The 23,606-nt window shown below is 39.8% G+C and carries 18 protein-coding genes and 1 tRNA gene; 12 read left to right on the top strand and 7 right to left on the bottom strand.

Annotated features, from left to right (window positions below; genetic code table 11):
• Positions 1-2: 2 nt before the first annotated feature.
• A complete protein-coding gene (locus tag WDV74_RS09215) occupies positions 3-1,949 on the top strand; it encodes a DNA topoisomerase III (RefSeq protein WP_338882415.1) in 1,947 nt (648 codons plus the stop codon).
• A gap of 54 nt (positions 1,950-2,003) precedes the next feature.
• Here WDV74_RS09215 and xthA read toward each other — a convergent pair whose 3' ends face one another.
• Positions 2,004-2,810 (bottom strand): exodeoxyribonuclease III, encoded by an 807-nt coding sequence (xthA, locus tag WDV74_RS09210; RefSeq protein ID WP_338882413.1) that lies wholly within the window; start codon positions 2,808-2,810, stop codon positions 2,004-2,006.
• A 648-nt stretch (positions 2,811-3,458) separates the two neighbouring features.
• Here xthA and WDV74_RS09205 point away from each other — a divergent pair.
• On the top strand, positions 3,459-4,322 hold the full coding sequence (locus WDV74_RS09205) for a LysR family transcriptional regulator (RefSeq protein WP_338882412.1): 864 nt from the start codon (positions 3,459-3,461) through the stop codon (positions 4,320-4,322).
• 474 nt (positions 4,323-4,796) lie between these two features.
• Here WDV74_RS09205 and WDV74_RS09200 read toward each other — a convergent pair.
• The 3 genes from WDV74_RS09200 to WDV74_RS09190 form a co-directional block, all read right to left on the bottom strand.
• Positions 4,797-4,881, bottom strand: a tRNA-Tyr gene (locus WDV74_RS09200).
• A 204-nt stretch (positions 4,882-5,085) separates the two neighbouring features.
• Complete coding sequence (gene purU / locus WDV74_RS09195) at positions 5,086-5,934, bottom strand: formyltetrahydrofolate deformylase (protein WP_338882411.1); 849 nt, start codon at positions 5,932-5,934, stop codon at positions 5,086-5,088.
• Between the two features lie 67 nt (positions 5,935-6,001).
• On the bottom strand, positions 6,002-6,463 hold the full coding sequence (locus WDV74_RS09190) for a YchJ family protein (protein ID WP_338882410.1): 462 nt from the start codon (positions 6,461-6,463) through the stop codon (positions 6,002-6,004).
• 280 nt (positions 6,464-6,743) lie between these two features.
• Between WDV74_RS09190 and galU the strand changes: the two genes are divergently transcribed.
• Genes galU through WDV74_RS09175 form a run of 3 tightly spaced genes read left to right on the top strand, consistent with a single transcriptional unit; the run spans position 6,744 to position 10,048 of the window.
• Positions 6,744-7,661 carry a UTP--glucose-1-phosphate uridylyltransferase GalU gene (gene galU / locus WDV74_RS09185; RefSeq protein ID WP_338885569.1) on the top strand — a complete coding sequence of 306 codons (918 nt, stop codon included), beginning with the start codon at positions 6,744-6,746 and terminating at the stop codon, positions 7,659-7,661.
• 24 nt (positions 7,662-7,685) lie between these two features.
• The gene (locus WDV74_RS09180; protein WP_338882409.1) at positions 7,686-9,029 is read left to right on the top strand and encodes a UDP-glucose/GDP-mannose dehydrogenase family protein; all 1,344 of its coding nucleotides are present in this window, start codon (positions 7,686-7,688) and stop codon (positions 9,027-9,029) included.
• An 8-nt stretch (positions 9,030-9,037) separates the two neighbouring features.
• A complete protein-coding gene (locus WDV74_RS09175; RefSeq protein ID WP_338882407.1) occupies positions 9,038-10,048 on the top strand; it encodes an NAD-dependent epimerase in 1,011 nt (336 codons plus the stop codon).
• A gap of 238 nt (positions 10,049-10,286) precedes the next feature.
• Here WDV74_RS09175 and WDV74_RS09170 read toward each other — a convergent pair whose 3' ends face one another.
• Positions 10,287-10,688, bottom strand: coding sequence for an H-NS family nucleoid-associated regulatory protein (locus WDV74_RS09170; protein ID WP_338882405.1), 402 nt, complete (start codon positions 10,686-10,688; stop codon positions 10,287-10,289).
• A 645-nt stretch (positions 10,689-11,333) separates the two neighbouring features.
• On the opposite strand from WDV74_RS09170, the gene WDV74_RS09165 reads away from it, so the two are divergent.
• A complete protein-coding gene (locus WDV74_RS09165) occupies positions 11,334-11,930 on the top strand; it encodes a thymidine kinase (RefSeq protein WP_338882403.1) in 597 nt (198 codons plus the stop codon).
• Between the two features lie 126 nt (positions 11,931-12,056).
• On the opposite strand, the gene adhE is transcribed toward WDV74_RS09165, so the two are convergent.
• Positions 12,057-14,720, bottom strand: coding sequence for a bifunctional acetaldehyde-CoA/alcohol dehydrogenase (gene adhE / locus WDV74_RS09160; RefSeq protein WP_338882402.1), 2,664 nt, complete (start codon positions 14,718-14,720; stop codon positions 12,057-12,059).
• A 1,086-nt stretch (positions 14,721-15,806) separates the two neighbouring features.
• On the opposite strand from adhE, the gene WDV74_RS09155 reads away from it, so the two are divergent.
• From WDV74_RS09155 to oppF, 6 genes are all read left to right on the top strand, one after another.
• Positions 15,807-17,447 carry an ABC transporter substrate-binding protein gene (locus WDV74_RS09155; protein WP_338882401.1) on the top strand — a complete coding sequence of 547 codons (1,641 nt, stop codon included), beginning with the start codon at positions 15,807-15,809 and terminating at the stop codon, positions 17,445-17,447.
• Positions 17,448-17,569: 122 nt separating this feature from the next.
• Positions 17,570-19,213, top strand: coding sequence for an oligopeptide ABC transporter substrate-binding protein OppA (gene oppA, locus WDV74_RS09150; RefSeq protein WP_338882400.1), 1,644 nt, complete (start codon positions 17,570-17,572; stop codon positions 19,211-19,213).
• Positions 19,214-19,294: 81 nt separating this feature from the next.
• The gene (gene oppB, locus WDV74_RS09145) at positions 19,295-20,215 is read left to right on the top strand and encodes an oligopeptide ABC transporter permease OppB (RefSeq protein WP_193847855.1); all 921 of its coding nucleotides are present in this window, start codon (positions 19,295-19,297) and stop codon (positions 20,213-20,215) included.
• 14 nt (positions 20,216-20,229) lie between these two features.
• Complete coding sequence (gene oppC, locus WDV74_RS09140; RefSeq protein ID WP_189758961.1) at positions 20,230-21,138, top strand: oligopeptide ABC transporter permease OppC; 909 nt, start codon at positions 20,230-20,232, stop codon at positions 21,136-21,138.
• Between the two features lie 9 nt (positions 21,139-21,147).
• Positions 21,148-22,146 carry an ABC transporter ATP-binding protein gene (locus WDV74_RS09135; protein WP_338882398.1) on the top strand — a complete coding sequence of 333 codons (999 nt, stop codon included), beginning with the start codon at positions 21,148-21,150 and terminating at the stop codon, positions 22,144-22,146.
• On the top strand, positions 22,143-23,144 hold the full coding sequence (gene oppF, locus WDV74_RS09130) for a murein tripeptide/oligopeptide ABC transporter ATP binding protein OppF (RefSeq protein ID WP_338882397.1): 1,002 nt from the start codon (positions 22,143-22,145) through the stop codon (positions 23,142-23,144). The genes WDV74_RS09135 and oppF overlap by 4 nt, the downstream gene beginning before the upstream one ends.
• A gap of 98 nt (positions 23,145-23,242) precedes the next feature.
• Here the strand turns inward: oppF and WDV74_RS09125 are convergent, their stop codons facing one another.
• Positions 23,243-23,572 (bottom strand): HI1450 family dsDNA-mimic protein, encoded by a 330-nt coding sequence (locus WDV74_RS09125; protein WP_338882396.1) that lies wholly within the window; start codon positions 23,570-23,572, stop codon positions 23,243-23,245.
• Positions 23,573-23,606: the final 34 nt, after the last annotated feature.

Below are 23,606 nucleotides of genomic sequence, written 5' to 3'. Positions count from 1 at the left end.
CCATGCGTCTTTTTATTGCAGAAAAACCCAGCCTCGCGAGGGCTATCGCGGATGTTTTACCGAAGCCCCATCGACGTGGGGATGGGTTTATCGAATGTGGTAATAACCAGTTTGTGACTTGGTGTGTGGGTCATCTATTGGAACAGGCCGAACCTGATGCCTACGATAGCCGTTATGCTCGTTGGGTATTGGCTGATTTACCGATCATTCCTGAAAAATGGCAGTTAAAGCCACGGGCAGCCGTGGCCAAACAGCTCAACACAATTAAATCCCTGTTGGAAAGAGCAAACGAGATAGTCCATGCAGGTGACCCTGATCGCGAAGGGCAATTGTTGGTGGATGAAGTGCTGGATTTTTTAGATCTGGATATGGATAAAAAACACAATGTCCAGCGATGCTTAATCAATGATCTCAATCCCCAGGCAGTCGCAAAAGCGATTGAACGGCTAAGAAGCAATCGGGAGTTTATCCCCTTATGTGTTTCTGCGCTCGCCAGAGCCAGGGCAGACTGGCTTTATGGCATCAACATGACCCGTGCTTACACTTTATTAGGCAAAAATGCCGGTTATCAGGGGGTATTATCGGTCGGGCGAGTGCAAACCCCTGTTTTAGGTTTGGTTGTACGTCGTGATGAAGAGATAGAAAATTTTGTGCCAAAAGATTTTTTTGAAGTTAAAGCACACGTTGTTACACCCAATGAAGAGCGATTTACGGCTTTATGGCAACCGAGTGAATCTTGCATTGATTTTCAGGATGAAGAAGGCAGAATTATTCACCGGCCGTTAGCTGAGCATGTTGTTGCGCGTATTACTGGACAACCTGCCTATGTCTCCTCCTATCAGGATAAGCGCGAAACAGAAACGGCACCATTACCTTTTTCCCTTTCATCCTTGCAGATTGAAGCGGCCAAGCGTTTTGCTTTGAGTGCTCAGGATGTCCTTGACATTTGTCAGCGGCTTTATGAAACCCATAAAGTGATCACTTATCCGCGTTCTGACTGTCGTTACCTGCCGGAAGAACATTTTGTTGGGCGTCATGCAGTCCTGAATGCCATTTCGGTTCATGCTACCCATTTGTTTCCGCAGAATGCTTTAAATATAGAGCAAAAGAACCGCTGTTGGGATGATAAGAAGGTTGATGCTCACCATGCCATCATTCCTACTGCACGTAGTAGCCAAGTTAATTTAACCGAAAATGAAAGCCATATTTATAGTTTGATTGCGCGACAATACCTGATGCAGTTTTTTCCTGATGCGGTATTTCGGAAATGTACGATTGAACTTGATATTGCTGGTGGAAAATTTATCGCTAAGGCACGTTTTCTAGCAGAGGCGGGTTGGCGGACTCTACTTGGCAACAAGGAACGGGATGAAGAGAATGAAGGGACGCCGTTACCTGTTGTTTCTAAAGGAGATGAATTATTGTGTGAGAAAGGTGAAGTGGTGGAAAGACAGACACAGCCTCCAAGGCCTTTCACTGATGCGACACTATTGTCTGCAATGACTGGCATAGCTCGATTTGTGCAGGATAAAGATTTGAAAAAGGTGCTTCGTGCAACCGATGGCTTAGGTACTGAAGCGACTCGAGCGGGGATCATTGAATTACTATTCAAACGGGATTTCCTGTACAAAAAAGGACGCTATATTCACGCGACTCCGGCTGGCAGGGCGTTAATTCATGTGTTACCGGACATGGCGGTATTGCCAGATATGACAGCACATTGGGAATCTCGGCTGACACAAATCAGCGAAAAGCAATTCCGTTATCAGGATTTTATGTTCCCCCTTCAGGAAACATTGCAGCAATTGATCTGGCAGGCAAAACAGCATCGTAATTTAACGGCTTTTAGGAACTTGCCTCCTGCTCCTGTTAATACCAAAAAAGGTAAAGGCAAGCAGGAAAAATCTGGTAAGAGCAGAGCAAAGAAAGATCAAGTTAATCAGGGATAATTCACGATAACGACACAGCACCATAATGGAGGTGCTGTGTTTCATGATCGTTGTTTATATCTTAAACTCTGTCCAAATAGGGGCATGATCGGATGGTTTTTCCATACTGCGTATAGCATAATCGATACCAGAGGATATACATCTTTCTGCCAGAGGATGGCTGGCAAGCAGCAAATCAATGCGCAGTCCACGATTATCATCAAAACCTTTTGAACGATAGTCGAACCAAGAAAACTGATCATTAGCTTCAGGATATTTTACCCGGAATGTATCGATAAGCCCCCAATTTTTTAAGCGTTCCATCCATTCTCGCTCTTCTGGTAAGAAAGAACATTTTCCCATTTTTAACCAGCGTTTCTGGTTGTTTTCTCCAATGCCGATATCGAGATCTGTTGGACTGATGTTCATGTCTCCCATAATCAAAATGTGTGACTCCGGAGAATGATTAGTTTCTAGGTAAGATAGTAGGTCCTGATAAAATTTTTCTTTTGCAGGAAATTTAATCGGATGATCACGGCTCTCTCCTTGAGGAAAATAGCCATTGATTACAGTTAATAAACCAACAGGTGTCTCGATATCGGCCATAATAATGCGGCGCTGTGCATCATCGTCATCAGTAGGAAAACCTTTACGGATATCCACTGGTTGTTGGCGAGTTAGCAATGCGACACCGTAGTGAGATTTTTGACCATGATAAAAAATGTGATAACCCAGCTTACTGACTTCTTCCAGAGGAAACATTTCATCATGGACTTTTATTTCTTGTAATCCGATAACATCAGGTTGGTGTTGTTCAACAATGGCTGCGAGTTGATGATGACGTGCTCTTAACCCATTAATATTAAATGATATAAATTTCATTTTGTTATAATCACCTATAGAATATGTTAATTAATATTAACAGATACAAATAAGGATGTAACTATTTATTAAATAATAATTTTTACTTAATTACTTTGATAATTCGCTATTTTACTCATATATGTATACTATATTGGGTATAATACTCTCATTATCCAGAATTTAAAGTATCGAAACGATTTTTAAAAAATAAAAAGACACCAAATAAATGATTAGTAAATTAATGAACTTATAATAATTTACTAATTATTATAAGTTATATTCAACATTTGATATTATAATTTTCCGTGAGGAATTTTATTCTTAGAATTCATTTTATGTTGCGTGTTACAAAAATTAATTAATGAAAAAGTAGAAGAGTTAATCAATCTCTGATAGAAATTTGAGCTTGTAGACCATGGTTATATTTATTAATGGATTACAATCACGGTGGAATATTCATCATGATATAGATGAATTATATTATTCATCTAAACCGCATTATTACATCAGGGGCTGGCATTTTATATAAATGCCATTTGAAAAATATTTATTTTTATTGTACAAAATTGTACCTTCATAATATCAAGTTTGATTTAGCGGTTACCTGATGAGAAGGCCATTTCAAGGAAATTATTTTAGCCACAAGTTACATAGGAACGGTGAATTATGTTTTTTTCTCGTAAATTAGAAGCATTCATGGCGGTGGTGGAAATGGGTTCTTTAAGCAAAGCGGCAAGAGTGATGAACCGTACGACTCCCCCAGTCGCTAAATCAATTAAAGACTTTGAAGCGACGTTAGGAAAGCGCTTGTTTAAAAGGGAGAAGTTTGGGATGATTCTGACCAAAGACGGAGTGGAATTATATAATGACTTAAAAGAGCTTTATTTGAAAGAGAAAGAAATTACAAAGAAACACATTAGTGGGAGTATTTGTAATGTTGTAAATATATACCATGATTGGGGTAAGAAAAAGCATCTGATTTCGCTTTATAAAGCAGCGGACAGAAATAATGCTCAAGTTAATATATTACGCTTCAGTTATGATAACATTGATGAAATAGTTGACTATGAGGGCAATACAATAATTTTAAGTTCAGAAAAAATACTTAGTGACCGATTCAGCCTGGTACGGAAAATTGATGGACCAAATTTGGGGATCTGCTGTCGAAAGGAACTATTGGATGAAGTAAACGGAGACTTTATTCAATTGCTGAAAAAAAGAACATGGTTATGTGATCCAGTGCTCTACAAAGGCAATTTGATAAAGAATTTGGAAGAGGAAATAATGAAAAATGGAGAAAAAGTTAATATCCGACAAATGGATAGCATAGAATGCTGTCTTAACTTTATTCAGTCAACCGATTATATTTTTATTACAGATTCTCATTCCGGTGCTTTGGAAGAGGGAGAAAGCCTAGGCTTCATTCCAATATCACGACCTGATGCAGTTAATCAGTGTTATGTCTACAAATCAAAATCTCATTCAAGCGTATTAAATCGTTTCATTGACTCCGTCAGCGATATGGAGTAACTGACTACATGAACGATACAAACTATCTGATTTCCCGGCTCCACTATGGCGCTTATCTAAACGCATTAACTTTGAAGACATTGGTTTATCCGTTAATTTGAAGTGTTTTGTTTTTGTTGATTTGTTTTACTTCAAGCAAATTTTTTAAACGGATTTTTTTAAATAGATTAGTGATGAATTTCGACGATTGGTGCAAGTAATGAGGTAACCATTTGTTGATCTCTTAATGCATTAAGAGCTTGGAAAAGATTTTTGATAGTGGTGAGGAAGGATAAGGATGATGTGTCATTTCGTTCCTCACCTTTGGTCTATGCATAATTACACATCTCTCTATTCTACTAAATGAGATCTCTTATTTTCTACTCACAGTCATTGTATAGTATTTCAATTTTACGATTCAGCAAACTATAGTCTATTGTTTGGTAAAAACAAATAGAGCCATTTTGGGATTTTTATGTAAAAAATGAGTTTTGATGGTGGTGGGGGAAGGATTCGAACCTTCGAAGTCTGTGACGGCAGATTTACAGTCTGCTCCCTTTGGCCGCTCGGGAACCCCACCAGATTTTGAATTGTATGCTGTTGTTAACAGCGAGCGGTATCATATCAGATAAACCGCCGCTGTAAAGTAGCTAATTGAACATAAAGTATTGTTCGCTTGCTTTTTGATCTTAATGATCGCGTTGTAACCTATTGGGTAATACCATCGATAGACAGTACCTGTATTACACCTCAATCAGCTAAAGGCACGATACTTGATTGCTTATTAGAGAATAACCGTACGGTTACCATATACAAAAACCCGCTGGGAAAATACCCAGTATAATGCTTGGCTCAATACATTCTTTTCAACATCACGTCCAGCACGCATCATCTCTTCAGCTGTATAGGTATGATCTACATTTATCACATCTTGGGTGATAATCGGTCCTTCATCCAAATGATCATTTACATAATGAGCCGTTGCGCCAATAATTTTCACACCACGTTCATAAGCTTGATGGTAGGGGCGCGCACCAATAAATGCGGGTAAGAATGAATGATGAATGTTGATTATTTGATTTGGGTAATGCTGAACAAATGCGGGTGTTAAGACGCGCATGTATTTGGCAAGAACAACATAATCCGGTTTATATTGATCAATCTGGTCCATCAACGCTTCATCATGTTGTTCTCGGGTTAGGCCTTCATGACTGATGTAATGAAATGGGATATCAAACTGCTCAACCAATTTTTGTAAAGTAGTATGGTTGCCGATGACAGCAGCAATTTCGACATCCAATCCACCATAGGCGCTTTTAACTAAAATGTCGCCAATGCAATGTGCTTCTTTTGTCACCATGATAACGATACGACGTCGGCCCGCTGTATTTAATTCACGGTTTGAACCTGCAGGTAGAGCGTCATCCAAATCGGCCAAAAGTGTTTCGTCATTAAAAATACCTTCCAGCTCGGTACGCATAAAAAATCGGCCAGTACGATGATCAACAAACTCATTATTTTGAACGATGTTTAATTGATGTTTGTAACAAATGTTTGTGATTTTTGCGATCAATCCTTTGGAATCAGGACAAATCGTACGTAAGATTTTTTTTTGTATGTTTGCGTTTTGCATGGATTACGAGAACCTCAAATATTCTTCACTGTGTGTGAGTTGTGATGTTTGATATTTAGATGCTGTTTTAATCACAGCATTTCTTATATTTTTTGCCTGAACCACATGGGCAGGGGCTATTTCGGCCTATTTCAGGACGAATACCATCTATATAAAACCAACGTTGATCGATGCGCAAAAAACGTGAACGCTCATGAATCAATTGCTTATCTTGCTTTCCTGGTTCAATAAAGCAAGCTGAAAATTCAACATAGGCCTCGTTATTATGTTTCCCTTGATTAGTTTCGAGGACATTTAATCCCAGCCATTGTACACCGGCAAAACTTTGTTCTATTTCTGTACGCCAATTTTCAGCCTGACAATCTGGGTGCCAGGTAGCGATAAGGTAGTCTGCATTTTGTGTAACGTAAGCACTGTATCTGGAACGCATCAGGGATTCAGCATTTGGGGCAGGGTGATGGTTTTCAAGATAGGGGCTACAGCAAAGGTCGAAAGATGAGCTACTGCCACAGGGACACATTTTTGTCAAAATCACTCCAGTTATTTAAAGAGATTGCAGATTATCGTTAATTGTAAGGTAAATTAGTATTTGTTGAATAGGATTAAATGCACAATCCGACATCTAATCATTGAAATGTGAGCAAAGGTTAGCACACTGTATATTTGGTTGAATTAACTAGTGTATACTTGTGCCCGTTATTTTTATGAGTGTGTTTTTATAATCATTTTTTCTGAGAGTTAATGATATTGTTTAAGCTGTAAAGGAGTTTTACAGTGAGAACATATCAGTAGGAGACGATTTAATGTCAGTGTCAGTAATAAATAAAAAGGTCAAAAAAGCGGTTATACCTGTTGCTGGTTTGGGAACCCGGATGTTGCCAGCCACTAAAGCCATCCCAAAAGAAATGCTCCCTTTGGTGGATAAGCCTCTGATTCAGTATGTGGTTAATGAATGTATCAAAGCAGGCATTAATGAAATCATTCTGGTGACACATTCATCCAAAAACTCAATAGAAAATCATTTTGATACCAGCTTTGAGTTGGAAGCGATTCTTGAGAGAAGAGTTAAGCGTCAATTATTGGACGAAATACAGTCTATTTGTCCAAGTCATGTGACGATTATGCAAACCCGTCAGGGAATTGCAAAAGGATTGGGGCATGCTGTGTTATGTGCTAAACCACTTATTGGTGATGAGCCATTTGCTGTTATTTTGCCGGATGTTATTTTGGATGAGTACAGTACTGACCTATCAAAATATAATTTGAGCGAAATGTTATCACGCTTCAATAGCCGTGGTGCAAGCCAAATTCTCGTTGAACCCGTCCCTGTAGAAAGTGTCGCAGATTATGGCATTGTTGATTGTTTGGGGGAAAATTTACAGCCTGGGGATAGCAAACCGATTGTTCGAGTTGTTGAAAAACCAAAACCAGAAGAAGCGCCATCGAATCTTTCCATTGTTGGTCGTTATGTATTATCCGAAAAAATCTGGCCATTATTGGCTAAAACTGCGCCAGGGGCAGGAGATGAAATACAACTGACCGATGCCATTGCCATGCTGATGGAAAAAGAACCCGTTGAGGCTTATCACTTACAAGGCCGTAGCCATGATTGTGGTAATAAGTTGGGTTATATGCAGGCATTTGTTGAATATGGCATGAAACATAAAGAATTGGGCAAGTCATTCACGGATTGGATCATGGCCTTGCAAAATCAGATTGAAAAATAATCTACTAGTACTTTAAGGTGTGATATGAAAGTTACTGTATTTGGTATTGGCTACGTAGGCTTAGTGCAAGCAACCGTATTTGCTGAAGTGGGGCATGATGTACTTTGTGTCGATGTTGATGCAAAAAAAGTCGAGAACCTAAAAAATGGTCAAATTCCTATTTTTGAGCCGGGTTTGACACCCTTGGTAAAGAAAAACCATGCTGAAGGGCGGCTGAATTTTACAACGGATGCTAAAGCCGGTATTGCCCATGGCAAATTACAGTTTATTGCAGTAGGCACACCTCCTGATGAAGATGGCTCGGCTGATCTTAAGTATGTTACTGCTGTAGCCAGAACTATTGCAGAAAATATGGATGGTTACAAAGTTGTTGTTGACAAATCAACTGTGCCAGTAGGTACGGCTGATAAAGTTAAGGCAGTGATGCAAGCAACATTGGCCGAGCGTAGTTTGGAGCTTCCATTTGATGTCGTTTCTAATCCTGAGTTTTTGAAAGAAGGCGCTGCTGTTGCTGATTGTATGCGGCCTGAACGTATTATTATTGGTTGTGATAATGATGATGTGGTTGATGTCATGCGTGAATTGTATGAACCATTTAATCGTAATCATGATCGTATGATAGTTATGGACATCCGTAGCGCGGAATTGACTAAATATGCAGCTAACTGCATGTTGGCAACAAAAATTAGTTTCATGAATGAAATTGCTAATTTGGCAGAAATGCTGGGAGCTGACATTGAACATGTGCGACAAGGCATTGGTTCCGACTCACGTATCGGATATCACTTTATTTACCCTGGATGTGGATATGGCGGTTCATGTTTTCCTAAAGATGTCCAGGCACTGATCCGGACTTCTGAACAAATTGGATATACGCCAAAAATTCTTCAGGCGGTGGAGCAGGTTAATGAAGAACAGAAAAGTAAATTGCCTGCTTTTGTAAGACAGCATTTTGGTGATGATTTATCGGGCAGGACATTTGCTATTTGGGGACTGTCATTTAAACCTAATACCGATGACATGCGTGAGGCATCGAGCCGTGTCTTGATGGAAACGTTATGGAAATGTGGTGCTAAAGTTCAGGCGTATGATCCTGAGGCTATGCAGGAAGCTCAGCGTATTTATGGGCAGCGTGATGAACTCTCTTTAATGGGAACAAAAGAAGCGGCATTAAAAGGTGCTGATGCTTTGATTATCTGTACAGAATGGCAAAACTTCAGGGCACCTGATTTTGATGTGATTAAGAATTCATTAAAAACTCCAGTGATTTTTGATGGGCGCAACCTTTATGATCCTGAACGCGTACAATCGCGAGGTTTTACTTATTATGGCATTGGCCGCGGTGCTTCAATCAAACCAGTTATTTGAGTTAATATATGAAATTTTTAGTGACAGGTTCTGCTGGTTTTATAGGTTTTCATGTTAGTCAGCGGTTATTGAATATGGGGTATGAGGTTGTTGGTATTGATAACCTCAATAATTATTATGATGTTAACCTGAAACAGGCGAGATTAAATTTATTACTCCCTTATTCAAATTTCAAATTTCAAAAACTAGACTTGGCTGACAGAGTTGCAATACCCGAATTGTTCGCGAAACATCAATTTCAGCGAGTGATCCATTTAGGGGCTCAGGCAGGGGTGCGTTATTCAATACAAAACCCTATGGCATATATAGATGCCAATATTGTCGGTCATATCAATATACTTGAAGGTTGCCGCCATCATTCTGTAGAGCATCTATTATATGCGTCTTCTAGTTCAGTATATGGTTTAAATAAAAAGCAGCCTTTTTCTACGGATGACTCCGTTGATCATCCTGTTTCTTTATATGCAGCAACGAAAAAGGCTGATGAATTAATGTCTCACAGCTATTCACATCTTTATCAACTTCCCACTACAGGATTAAGATTTTTTACTGTATATGGACCGTGGGGGCGTCCTGATATGGCTTTATTTAAATTCACTAAAGCCATGTTAGAAGGTAAGCCACTTGATGTTTATAATTACGGCAATATGGTGAGAGATTTTACATATATTGATGACATTGTTGAATCTATAGTTAGGTTGCAGGATATCATTCCTACTTCTAATAAAGACTGGTCAGTTGAAGCTGAACAAATATCTACCAGCTCTGCACCATATAGAGTTTACAATATTGGTAATGGACAACCGACAAAACTGGGTGATTTTATTGAAGCTATTGAAACTTCATTAGGGATTGAAGCGAAGAAAAACTTTATGGAAATTCAAGACGGTGATGTATTGTCAACGTGTGCAGATTCAAGCGCGCTTTACAATCAAATTGGTTTTTCGCCTAATACGCCGGTAAAGGAAGGGGTGAAACGATTTACTGATTGGTATTTAGGCTTTTATCAAAAACTGTAACAGTAGAAATAGGAAAAGGAGCGATTAGCTCCTTTTTTTATAAGATTATGTTAATAAAAAACTAATTTAGTGTTAAGTTATTTTTTATCACATCGAAAATATGAAAGCGACTTAGCTATTAATATAACTCTCTGTGTTTTTACATCAGCCCGTAATTAACCTAGTTAGTTTATATTAAGCATAAAACAAAAATACCCTTGATAGGGTATTTTTGTTATCAGGTTTACAAAACAGCTGATTAGATCAGGAAATCGTCCAGTGTTTTGCCTTCTTCTTCAATTGCTTTTTTGATTACAGCTGGTGTACGGCCTTGGCCAGTCCAGGTTTTAGTTTCACCTTCATCAACGTATGAATATTTTGCTGGACGAGCAGCACGTTTAGATTTACCAGTAGCTTTGCCACTTAGGGCATCTACTAAATCGCTTAATTCAATACCGTCTTTTTCCAGCATTTCACGGTATTCTTGAAGTTTACGTGTGCGCTCTTCTAATTGTACACGAACCTGGTTTTCTTCTTCACGACGTTCTTCAACAACAGTCGTAAGTTTTTCCAGCATTTCTTCTAAAGTACTAAGTTCACATTCTCTTGCTTGCGCGCGCAAGGTACGGATGTTATTTAAGGATTTTAAATTTTCGCTCATTGTCCTGGTCTCAAATTATAATGATGATAGCTGATGTGGAGATAATAATAGAATGCTATTTTATTTTCTGCAATAGTGAATTTACTTTCTCAGGTTAAAACATGTCATTTTAAAATGCAATTTTTGAAGTGATCGATATATTGCGTTTTAATCCTGCTATTGGGATTACCATTTTTCAATAAGCGTGAAGGAGAATAGTGTAAAGTTTAGTAAGGGATAAAACATAGAGTATAAAACTAATTTATAGTCAATCCGTAAGAAACATTAACTGTTTTGCTAGAAATAAGTTGAAGAGTAAGTGTGAGATGAAAGTTTTTTTATGGGTAATCCATTAGTTATGATCATGGTGGGTGAATTGAACAAAAGTAAACCACTATGATTATTAATATTCAAAGGATGGGGGTAAAAATAATTATTTTCTTTTTATGTTAATTTTGTTCATTTGGTATGCAGGAAGTATTTTATGGTGTTGATTTTATATGCGCAAGTGTGATGATTATCATGAAAATAATTTTTTCTGATTCGTTCTAATTTGTTTCTGCTACTCTACATTTGACAATCGCAAGGATAATCTCAACCAGAATTTGTGGTAAGCTGGTGCTGTTATATCGCCTGATTAAATTTGACAAGAGGATGGACAGGCCAATGGCTCAGCTTTATTTTTATTATTTTGCCATGAACGCAGGGAAATCAACTTCCTTATTGCAGTCTTCCTATAACTATAATGAAAGAGGAATGAGAACACTGATCTTTACAGCAGAAATCGATATTCGATTCGGTAAAGGGAAAGTTAGTTCCCGTATTGGCTTATCCGCTGAAGCTTTGTTGTTTTCACCAAGAACAAATATTGCTGAGCTTATCAGAAAGGAAAATGAGGCAGAAAAAGTCCATTGCGTTTTGATTGATGAATGCCAATTCTTAACGAAAGAGCATGTTGAGCAACTTTGCGAAATTGTAGATTATGATGATATCCCCGTTCTTTGTTATGGTTTAAGGACAGATTTTCAAGGCGAGTTATTCAGCGGAAGTGAATATCTTCTCGCGTGGTCAGATAAATTGGTAGAGTTAAAAACAATTTGTCATTGTGGGAGAAAAGCCAGTCGTGTACTTCGCTTTAGTAGCGATGGCAGTGTTGTTTACGATGGTGCTCAGGTTGATATTGGTGGTAACGAAAAATACGTCTCTGTGTGTCGTAGGCACTATACTGATGTTATTCGTGAAGCCAGGGTAAGAAAGGTTTAATACGCCACCCGTTTTAATCAATAAATCTAAAATTATATCGGTTTGAGAAGGCTGGAAAATAAAATAATAAAAAGGCGTTGGGTTACCCAAACGCCTTTTAAGTTATATCCATCAGACTATCATTTATTATTCTTTCTTATTATTTTTTCTATTTGGTTTTACTGCCTCCTGTGGTTTGTTCTCTTCGGTGAATTTACGGCCATAAAAAGAATCTAGCAGCAGTTGTTTCAACTCAGAGATTAATGGGTAGCGCGGATTTGCACCGGTACATTGGTCATCAAACGCGTCTTCTGCAAGCTTGTCGATTTTTGCCAGGAAGTCAGCTTCTTGCACACCTATTTCACGAATTGAAGCTGGAATGTCTAGCTGAGACTTCATTTCTTCCAGCCAAGCCAATAGTTTTTCAATTTTGACGGCAGTACGATCACCCGATGAGGTTAACCCCAAATGATCTGCAATTTCCGCATAGCGACGTCGCGCTTGTGGGCGGCCATATTGGCTGAAAGCAGTCTGTTTTGTCGGATTGTCATTGGCGTTGTAGCGGATTACGTTACAAATCAACAGTGCATTAGCTAAGCCATGTGGGATATGAAACTCAGAGCCAAGTTTGTGGGCCATAGAGTGGCATACTCCTAAGAATGCATTAGCAAAGGCAATACCTGCTATTGTGGCAGCATTATGAACCCGTTCGCGGGCAACGGGGTTTTTTCCACCTTCGTGGTAACTAACAGGTAGGTAATCTTTTAGCAGGTTTAGTGCTTGCAATGCCTGTCCATCAGAGTATTCATTGGCTAAAACAGAAACGTAGGCTTCTAATGCATGGGTTACTGCATCTAGGCCACCAAAGGCACATAACGATTTTGGCATATCCATGACTAGGTTCGCGTCAACAATTGCCATATCGGGGGTAAGCGCATAGTCTGCCAAAGGATACTTCTGCCCTGTTATGTCATCGGTAACAACCGCGAAAGGTGTGACTTCTGAACCCGTGCCTGAAGTGGTGGTAATGGCGACAAATTTAGCTTTCACACCCATTTTCGGGAACTTATAGATACGTTTACGGATATCCATAAAGCGCAGAGCCAGTTCCTCAAAATGCGTTTCTGGGTGCTCGTACATCACCCACATAATTTTAGCTGCATCCATCGGGGAACCGCCGCCAAGGGCAATGATGACGTCCGGTTTAAACAGATGCATTTGTTCAGCACCTTTGCGAACGATGCTTAATGTTGGATCTGCTTCGACCTCAAAGAATACTTCAGTTTCAACGCCATAAGATTTCAAGACATTAATAACTTGATCGGCATAACCGTTATTGAATAAGAAATGGTCTGTCACAATAAAAGCGCGTTTAGCACCATCGGTGGCGACTTCTTCCAGGGCAATGGGCAGAGAACCGCGTCGGAAATAGATTGATTTTGGAAGTTTGTGCCACAACATATTTTCGGCTCTTTTGGCGACGGTTTTTGTATTGATCAAGTGTTTTGGTCCAACATTTTCAGAAATAGAATTGCCTCCCCAAGAACCACAACCCAACGTCAGAGAAGGAGATAGCTTGAAGTTGTACAAATCTCCGATACCACCTTGAGATGCAGGTGTGTTGATCAAAATACGCGCGGTCTTCATTTTGTCGCCAAAATATTTAATACGCTCTGCCTGATTATCTTGTTCGGTATAGAGACATGACGTATGTCCAATACCTCCCATATCAACCAATTTCTCGGCTTTTTCGACCGCATCTTCAAAGTTTTTGCCACGGTACATGGCAAGCAGTGGTGATAGTTTTTCATGGGCAAAGGGTTCTGCTTCATCTACCAGAGTAACTTCACCAATAAGAATTTTGGTGCTTTCAGGAACATTAATACCAGCTAATTCAGCAATTTTTATTGCGGGTTGGCCAACAATCGCTGCATTTAAATTGCCGTTTTTCAAGATAATATCTTGAACAGCTTTTAGCTCTTTTCCCTGGAGAAGATAGCCACCATGAGTTGAAAAACGTTCACGTACTTGTTCGTAAACAGAATCAACGACGATAACAGATTGTTCTGAAGCACAAATCACACCATTATCAAACGTCTTAGACATCAGGATAGATGCAACGGCTCGTTTGATATCAGCCGACTCATCGATCACGACAGGAGTATTGCCGGCACCAACACCAATAGCGGGCTTGCCTGAACTATAGGCTGCTTTTACCATACCTGGGCCACCTGTTGCTAAAATCAGGTTAATATCAGGGTGGTGCATTAAGGCATTTGAGAGTTCAACGGAAGGTTCATCTATCCAGCCAATGATATCCTTTGGTGCGCCTGCTTCAACCGCTGCCTTTAAGACAACTTCAGCTGCTCGGTTAGTCGCTTTCTTGGCACGTGGATGAGGGGAAAAAATAATACCATTACGGGTTTTCAGGCTGATAAGTGCCTTGAAAATAGCAGTAGATGTTGGGTTTGTTGTTGGAATAATGCCGCAAATTAAACCAATAGGCTCAGCGATAGTAATAGTACCGAAAGTATTATCTTCAGATAAGATACCGCAAGTTTTATCATCTTTATAGGCATTATAAATATATTCTGAAGCGAAGTGGTTTTTGATCACTTTATCTTCCACAATGCCCATACCAGATTCAGATACGGCCAATTTTGCTAGTGGAATACGGGCATCAGCAGCGGCAAGGGCAGCAGCTCGAAAAATTCGGTCAACTTGTTCCTGAGAAAATCGGGCAAATTCCTGCTGGGCTTTTTTTACACGAGCAACTAATTCATTGAGTTCTGCAACATGGACTACAGTCATAAAAATTACTCCTGACAAATTTAAATATTTTTAGGGAAATTAGCTGCGAGATTATTAACTTATTAAATAAAATTATAAGATTAATTATTTGAATTTAATCGTAAATACTGCTAATTGCCGTGATAAATTACTCAACAAATTGATTAATATAGAAATAGTTACTTTCCTTAAAATTTTGTCTTGAATACAGCTTACCATTTACCGGCATTTGTATTGTGATTTAGATCATGAAAACATCAAGCTGACTCAATTCAGCTATTGTTTTTGGATCAACGAGAACTAGTTAATTATTTAACTGTATAAACACAATTTATTAACTTTGTTATTATTGTATTGCCTGTAGGTAAGGGAGAGTGCTCAGTTGCAATCACTAAGTTAATTGATTTAACTTACCGAAATAGTTTCGATTTACTGTATTTTTAGGTGAATGCGCTGATAGTCATGATGACTGTATCGATGAACAACGATAAGTCATGTAAAGATAAGCAAAATAAACGCGAAAATTGGTTGTTATTAAGTTCGATATCTTTGTTTCCTGGGTTACTGTGATATATACCAATCAAACTTCAAACTTCAAGATGCATGTGATTTCTCCCCACGAAGCAGGGAGAAATCAGGCTTCATAGCGTGTTGTAAATTGCAACTTGAAGTTTAATGCGTATAGCAAGAATAATTTATATATTTATTCAAATTATTCATGTAGTGAGATGAAATTTTATACTCTTGTCTAACCGGTGGCTTGCATCGTTGTTTTGTGATGAAGATGGGCTTTTACTTTGTCGTAATTGCTTTTTGTTAAAATAATGTTTATTTTCTCTTTTGATAATATTCCATAGATATCGCTTGGGGATAATAGAATAAAAATGATAATTATCATTGCATTACATTTATTTTGTAAGTGTATTGTATACAGGGATAATGAATAATTTTAATGTTTTAATAAATTTATTATAGGAATCAAATAACAATTATTATGTGGACATGGTTTTTTAGTAGGTTAATTATAATTTGTTAACGAACTAAGTAAATTAGTTGAGTTAGTAAATTAAAAACGATTCATTTACTGTTTATAACTTAGGGAAAAATATGAGAAAAAAAACATTAAAGTTAGGTCAGTTGATTTCGAATATCGTTTTATTATCTTTTCCTGTGGCTCAGAGCATTGCTGCAACTCTTCCAGCAGGCGTTACCTTAGCTGAAAAACAAGAAATAACCGTTAACAATGGTGTCGAAGTCACTTCATTGGATCCTCATAAAGTTGAAGGTGCTCCAGAAACCGTCATTATTCGCAATCTATTGGAGGGACTGGTAACGACCGGGCCACATGGTGAAACTGAGCCTGGCGTAGCAGAAAGATGGGAAAATGATGGTTATAAGGTATGGACATTCTATTTGCGTCATGACGCCAAATGGAGTGATGGTAATCCTGTGACTGCGCAGGATTTTGTCTATAGTTGGCGCCGGCTCGCTGATCCAAATACTGGCTCGCCTTATACCAGTTATTTGCAATATGCCTATATTCAGAACGTTGACGATATTCTGAAAGGAATCAAATCACCGGAACAATTGGGGGTTAAGGCGTTAGATGATCACCGTTTCCAGGTAACACTTAGCCAGCCAGTTCCTTATCTGATTGACATGTTAAGCTATACAGCGATGAAACCTATCAGGCAAGATGTGGTTGAAAAATGGGGAAATAAATGGACATTACCGGAAAACTATATTGGCAATGGTGCTTATACATTGAAGGATTGGGTGGTCAATGAGCGAATTGTTTTAACGCGTAATCCTCAGTATTGGAACAATAAAGAAACCCTCATTGAAAAAGGCACTTTCCTGCCTATTGTCTCTGAAGTTAGTAGTGTTAACCGCTACCGTAGCGGGGAAGTGGATATTACTGATAGTGCTATTCCTCCTGATCTATACCAAAAAATGAAACGGGATATCCCCGAACAATTGCAAATTTCACCTTATTTGTGCACGTTTTATTACGAAATCAATAATCAGAACCCTCTGTTTAAAGATAAACGGGTGCGTGAAGCCATAAAACTGAGTCTTGATCGCGATATCATTACGAAAAAAATTATGGCGCAGGGGCAAATTCCGGCTTATGGATATACTCCCACATATATTGGCGGCGGTTTGACTATTAATCCAGAATGGGCAAGTTGGACCCAGGAACAACGCAATCAGCGGGCAAGGGAATTGTTGAAAGAGGCAGGTTTTGATGCCAGTCACCCCCTTAAGTTTACTTTGTTATACAACACATCAGAGCAAAATAAACAACAAGCCATTGCTGCGGCTTCTATGTGGCAGAAAAATATTGGCGCAAAAGTCACTTTGCAAAATCAAGAGTGGAAAACTTCTCTCCAGAACCGCCACCAAGGAAATTACGATGTCGCAAGAGCGACATGGTGTGGCGATTATAACGAACCCTCTTCTTTCTTGAATATGTTGCTGTCAAGTAGCAGTACCAATACTGGTTTTTACCAAAGTGAGACTTTTGATAACTTGCTTAAGCAGGCCCTGACTGCCAAAGATGATGCGACACGTAAGGAATTTTATCAGCAAGCCGAAGCTCAGCTAGATAAAGATTCAGGGTTGATACCGGTTTATTACCGAGTCAGTGTGCGCCTTATTCGGCCGACTGTTGGGGGAATGACAGGGAAAGATCCCATGGATTATGTCGATCTAAAGAATTTGTATATTAAAAAGGTGAATAATTAATTATCGTCACAAGATATTGTTTTACCGTAAACAAAATAGTTCCTTTTGGATACGGAAAATAACCAGCCCAATGTGTGGATATGACTTTAATGGGTCAAATGATATCAATTGGAGAGAATAAGATGATAAACACAACAAAGAAAAAACTGGCTACTGGTATTACGGTAGCGTTAGGTATGATGATTGGGTGGCCAGCTTTTGCAGCACAAGTGCCTGCAGGCGTGCAACTTGCGGACGCTGCAAAACAGGTGCTAGTTCGTAACAATGCCTCTGAACCACAATCGTTGGACCCGCATAAAATCGAAGGTGTACCAGAGTCTAATATCGCGCGTGATCTATTTGAAACTCTGGTAATCAATGATCCTGACGGTAAAATTATACCGGGAGTTGCAGAAAGTTGGGAAAATAAGGATTTCAAAGTTTGGACATTCCATCTGCGTAAAGATGCAAAGTGGTCTAATGGTGACCCTGTCACTGCACAGGATTTTGTTTACAGTTGGCGCCGTCTGGTAGATCCAAATACTGCGTCCCCATACGCAAGTTTTCTTCAATATGCCCATCTTCTCAATGTTGACGATATCATCAGAGGTAAACAAAAACCTGAAACGTTGGGTATCAAAGCATTGGATGATCATACGTTAGAATTGACACTCAGCGAACCTGTACCTTATTTAGTCAGATTGTTTGTTCGTCCAAGTACATCACCAGTCCATCGTGCAACTGTAGAGAAGTATGGCGAAAAATGGACGCAACCCCTGAACTTTGTCGGTAATGGCGCTTATAAACTGAAAAGTTGGGTGATCAATGAACGTCTTGTTTTCGAACGTAGTCCAACCTATTGGGATAATAAGAATACAGTTATTAATCAAATCACTGTCTTGCCTATTTCCTCCGAAGTCACCGATGTTAACCGCTATCGCGCTGGCGAAATTGAGATGACTTATAACAATTTACCGATAGAACTATTCTCAAAACTAAAAAAAGAAATTCCTGAACAGTTGCGTGTAAACCCGTATTTATGTACTTATTATTATGAAATCAATAACCAAAAACCCCCATTTAATGATCCCCGTGTGCGTACTGCACTGAAACTGGGTATAGATCGAGATCTTATGACTAATAAGGTGAAAAATCAGGGTGATATACCTGCCTATGGTTATACACCACCCTATATCGCCGATTTTAAAGATGAGAAACCAGACTGGTATACCAAATTAAATCAGCAGCAGCGTAATGAAGAAGCGAAAAAACTTTTGGCAGAGGCTGGATTTACTAAAGATAATCCCTTGAAAATTAAGCTACTGTACAATACTTCCGATTTGCATAAAAAGTTATCCATTGCCGCAGCATCTATGTGGAAAAAGAATATCGGTATTGATGTTTCTCTTGAAAATCAGGAATGGAAAACTTTCCTTGACTCCCGCCATCAAGGTAACTACGACATTGCTCGTGCAGGATGGTGTGCTGATTATAATGAAGCTTCTACCTTCTTGAACGCCATGTTATCCAATAGTAGCAATAACACAGCCTATTATAAGAGCAAAGAATTTGATGCATTAATGAAACAATCACTTCAAGTCAAAACCGACGAAGAACGTGCTGAAATTTATGCTAAAGCTAATGCGCAATTGGATAAAGATTCTGCAATTATTCCTATCTATTATTATACAAATTCTCGTTTGCTAAAACCTTATGTCGGTGGTTATACCGGTAAAGATCCCTTAGATAACTTCCATACCAAAGATCTGTACATAATAAAACATTAGGAATTAGCTGGTGATCCAACGAGATCACCGGCTTGTTAAATAATTAAAAGCCACAGTTTGGCTAAATAGTAGGAACGGGCAATGCTAAAATTTATTTTACGTCGCTGCTTAGAGGCGATCCCGACACTTTTTATACTTATTACTATTTCGTTTTTTATGATGCGGCTTGCGCCGGGTAGCCCATTTACAGGAGAAAGAAAGCTACCGCCAGAGGTTATGGCAAATATTGAAGCGAAATACCATTTAAATGATCCTATTTATAAGCAATATTTCAATTACCTAATCCAACTCTCTAAGGGGGATTTTGGTCCTTCATTCAAATATAAAGACTACAGTGTCAATGATCTGGTTGCAGAAGCTTTGCCGGTTTCTGCTAAATTGGGATTTGCCGCCTTTGTTATGGCGGTAATATTCGGTGTCAGTGCAGGAGTTATTGCGGCATTGAACCAGAATACGAAATGGGATTACACGGTAATGGGGTTTGCCATGACAGGCGTCGTGATCCCCAGTTTCGTGGTCGCCCCCTTATTAGTTTTGATATTCGCCATTACATTAAAATGGTTGCCGGGAGGGGGCTGGAATGGCGGGGCACCTAAATATATGCTTTTGCCAATGGTCGCACTTTCACTCTCTTATATTGCCAGCATATCCCGTATTACCCGTGGTTCCATGATAGAAGTTTTGCATTCCAATTTTATTCGTACAGCACGGGCCAAAGGTTTGCCATTGCGGAAGATTATTTTCCGTCATGCGTTAAAACCTGCCTTATTACCCGTTATCTCTTACATGGGGCCTGCATTCGTAGGCATTATTACGGGTTCAATGGTTATTGAGACTATTTTCGGTTTACCTGGCCTGGGACAATTGTTTGTTAATGGTGCATTAAACCGTGATTACTCACTGGTACTGAGTTTGACGATCCTGGTGGGGAGCCTGACCATTATGTTTAATGCCATTGTTGATGTGCTATACGCCGTCATTGATCCGAAAATTCGTTATTAAAACTGGAGCGCGCAATGTTACTGAATAAAAAAAATAGCGAAGCTCTGGAAAATTTTTCTGAGCAACTGGAAATTGAGGGCCGCAGTTTGTGGCAGGATGCACGTCGCCGTTTTGTGCATAACAAGGCGGCGATTACAAGCTTATGTATTCTATTCTTGATTATATTATTTGTGATCTTAGCTCCAATGTTGTCCCAATTTGCTTACGATGACACTGATTGGAACATGATGACGATGCCGCCGGATTTTGAATCCAAACACTATTTTGGCACCGATTCTTCAGGGCGTGATCTGTTAGTGCGCGTTGCCATTGGTGGGCGGATTTCATTGATGGTCGGGATTGCCGCCGCTTTGATTGCCGTGTTATTTGGTACTTTATATGGTGCGATGTCAGGCTATCTTGGCGGTAAAATCGACATGGTCATGATGCGCTTGCTGGAAATCCTCAACTCTTTTCCATTCATGTTCTTCGTTATCCTTCTAGTGACTTTCTTTGGTCAAAACATTTTGTTGATTTTCGTTGCAATAGGCATGGTGTCATGGCTGGACATGGCACGTATTGTCCGTGGTCAGACACTGAGTTTAAAACGCAAGGAATTCATCGAAGCAGCGTTGGTTTGTGGTGTTTCTACCCGTCATATCGTTTTGCGCCATATCGTGCCAAACGTATTAGGTGTTGTGGTGGTTTATGCCTCATTACTTGTACCTAGCATGATCCTGTTTGAATCCTTCTTAAGTTTCCTTGGCTTGGGAACTCAGGAGCCACTCAGTAGTTGGGGCGCTTTGTTAAGTGATGGTGCTAATTCAATGGAAGTGGCTCCGTGGTTATTGTTATTTCCGGCGGGCTTTCTGGTCATGACCTTGTTTTGTTTTAACTTTATTGGTGACGGCCTGCGAGATGCCCTCGACCCGAAAGACCGTTAAGGAGAGCCTATGAATAGCGTTGAAACTTCGAAAAATGTTGAATCCCTCTTATCGGTAAGAGATCTAGATGTCGTATTCAGTACGCCAGATGGCAACGTGACTGCTGTAAATAAATTGAATTTTGACTTACAGGCCGGAGAAACACTGGGGATCGTGGGTGAATCTGGTTCTGGCAAATCGCAGACAGCATTTGCATTAATGGGGTTATTAGCCAGCAATGGTTCGGTCAGTGGTTCTGCCCACTTTAATGGGCGAGAAATTCTCAACCTGAAAGAAAAAGAGCTGAACCGAATGCGGGCAGAAGAGATCTCGATGATATTTCAAGATCCCATGACTTCCCTTAACCCTTATATGCGGGTGGGTGATCAATTAATTGAAGTATTGATGCTGCACAAACGTATGAGTAAAAGTGCGGCTTTTGAAGAATCTATCCGTATGCTGGATGCCGTTAAGATGCCAGAGGCACGTAAGCGCATGAAAATGTATCCGCATGAATTCTCTGGTGGTATGCGTCAACGCGTCATGATTGCTATGGCGTTATTATGTCAGCCTAAGTTATTGATTGCCGATGAACCGACAACGGCATTGGACGTAACCGTTCAGGCACAGATTATGACGTTGCTTAACGAACTGAAAAAAGAGTTTAACACTGCCATCATCATGATTACCCATGACTTGGGGGTGGTTGCTGGCATTTGTGACAAAGTATTAGTTATGTATGCCGGAAGAACGATGGAATATGGCACGGCGCGTGACGTATTTTACCGTCCTACCCATCCATACTCTATTGGGTTATTAAATGCTGTTCCTCGCCTGGATGGTGATGAGGAATCATTGGAAACGATTCAAGGCAATCCCCCCAATTTATTGCGTTTGCCAAAGGGATGCCCATTCCAGCCGCGTTGTCAGTTTGCCACAGAGCATTGTGTTCGTGAGGAACCACAGCTGGAAAAATTTGGCCATGGGCGCTTGCGTGCCTGCTTTAAACGCCAGGAGGAATTGGTATGAGCACAATAGCTGAAAAACGTGTCTTATTGGAAGTTGATGACCTTAAAGTTTATTTTGATATTAAAGATGGAAAACAGTGGTTTTGGCAGCCGGTAAAAACCCTAAAGGCGGTAGATGGCGTTACCTTAAGATTATATGAAGGTGAGACACTGGGCGTAGTGGGAGAATCTGGCTGCGGGAAATCGACTCTTGCCAGAGCCGTCATTGGGTTAGTGAAAGCATCTGGTGGCGCAGTCACTTGGCTTGGTCAAAATTTGCTGGATATGAGTGACAAACAATGGCGGGATATTCGCAATGATATTCAGATGATTTTTCAAGACCCTTTGGCATCGCTGAATCCACGTATGACCATTGGTGATATTATTGCGGAGCCATTAAAAACGTATTACCCCAAAATGAAAGGTGGGGAAATAAAAGAAAAAGTTCAAAAGATGATGATGCGGGTAGGATTGTTACCTAACCTGATAAACCGTTACCCACATGAATTCTCTGGGGGACAATGCCAGCGTATTGGCATTGCTCGTGCCTTAATTCTGGAGCCTAAATTAGTTATTTGTGATGAACCTGTTTCAGCGCTGGATGTTTCCATTCAGGCACAAGTCGTTAACTTGTTGCAGGAATTACAGCGGGAAATGGGACTTTCCCTGATATTTATTGCTCATGACCTATCAATAGTAAAACACATATCAGATCGTGTTTTGGTGATGTATTTGGGAAATGCTGTGGAATTAGGTACTTACGATGAAGTTTATCATAATCCGTTGCATCCATATACCAGAGCGCTTATGTCGGCGGTGCCAATCCCTGATCCAGACAAAGAGCGCAACAAGCATATTGAATTGCTGGAGGGAGAACTGCCTTCACCGATTGATCCCCCGTCTGGATGTGTATTCCGCACTCGCTGTCCAATGGCTGATGCCGAATGTGCCAAGACCCGTCCATTGCTTGAGGGAAGCTTTAAACATGCGGTGTCTTGCCTTAAGGTTGATCCACTCTAATCCGTTAGATTAGGTTAATGTGACGCTGTCACGAAATTAAATTCAATGCCCTCATTGTGAGGGCATTTATTTTGGCCGATCGGGGGAGGCGTGTTTGATTATTTTTTCCATAGGATATGGCAGATGGAGTGAGATTTTTCCCGGCAGAGCAAGACACGGGCAAAGATGTCATCAATTTCAGCCTCGTCTGATTCAGCCAAGCCAATAATGACTTCTGAAAAAAAGTCTGGATCCAAATCAAAATCAACATGTTCAAGCCAGATCCCTGAAGGTTCCACTAATTCAACCCCCCCTCGTTCTTCAAATTGCAAATTAAACAATAGGCTGTCAGCCGGATCGAGATGAGAAAGCGCTTGTTCCAAAAAGATGTCGTAAGCTTTTTCAAGCGCTTCATCTTCAGTCATTCGGTTATTTAAGTCTAATTGCATAGAATATTTCGGTTGGTTTTCCATGGTGCAAGAT

It is taken from the genome of Xenorhabdus sp. TH1, assembly GCF_037260955.1.
Lineage (GTDB): Bacteria > Pseudomonadota > Gammaproteobacteria > Enterobacterales > Enterobacteriaceae > Xenorhabdus > Xenorhabdus griffiniae.
Note: the sequence above shows the minus strand (reverse complement) of the source record. Positions and strands in the feature narration are given on the sequence as shown.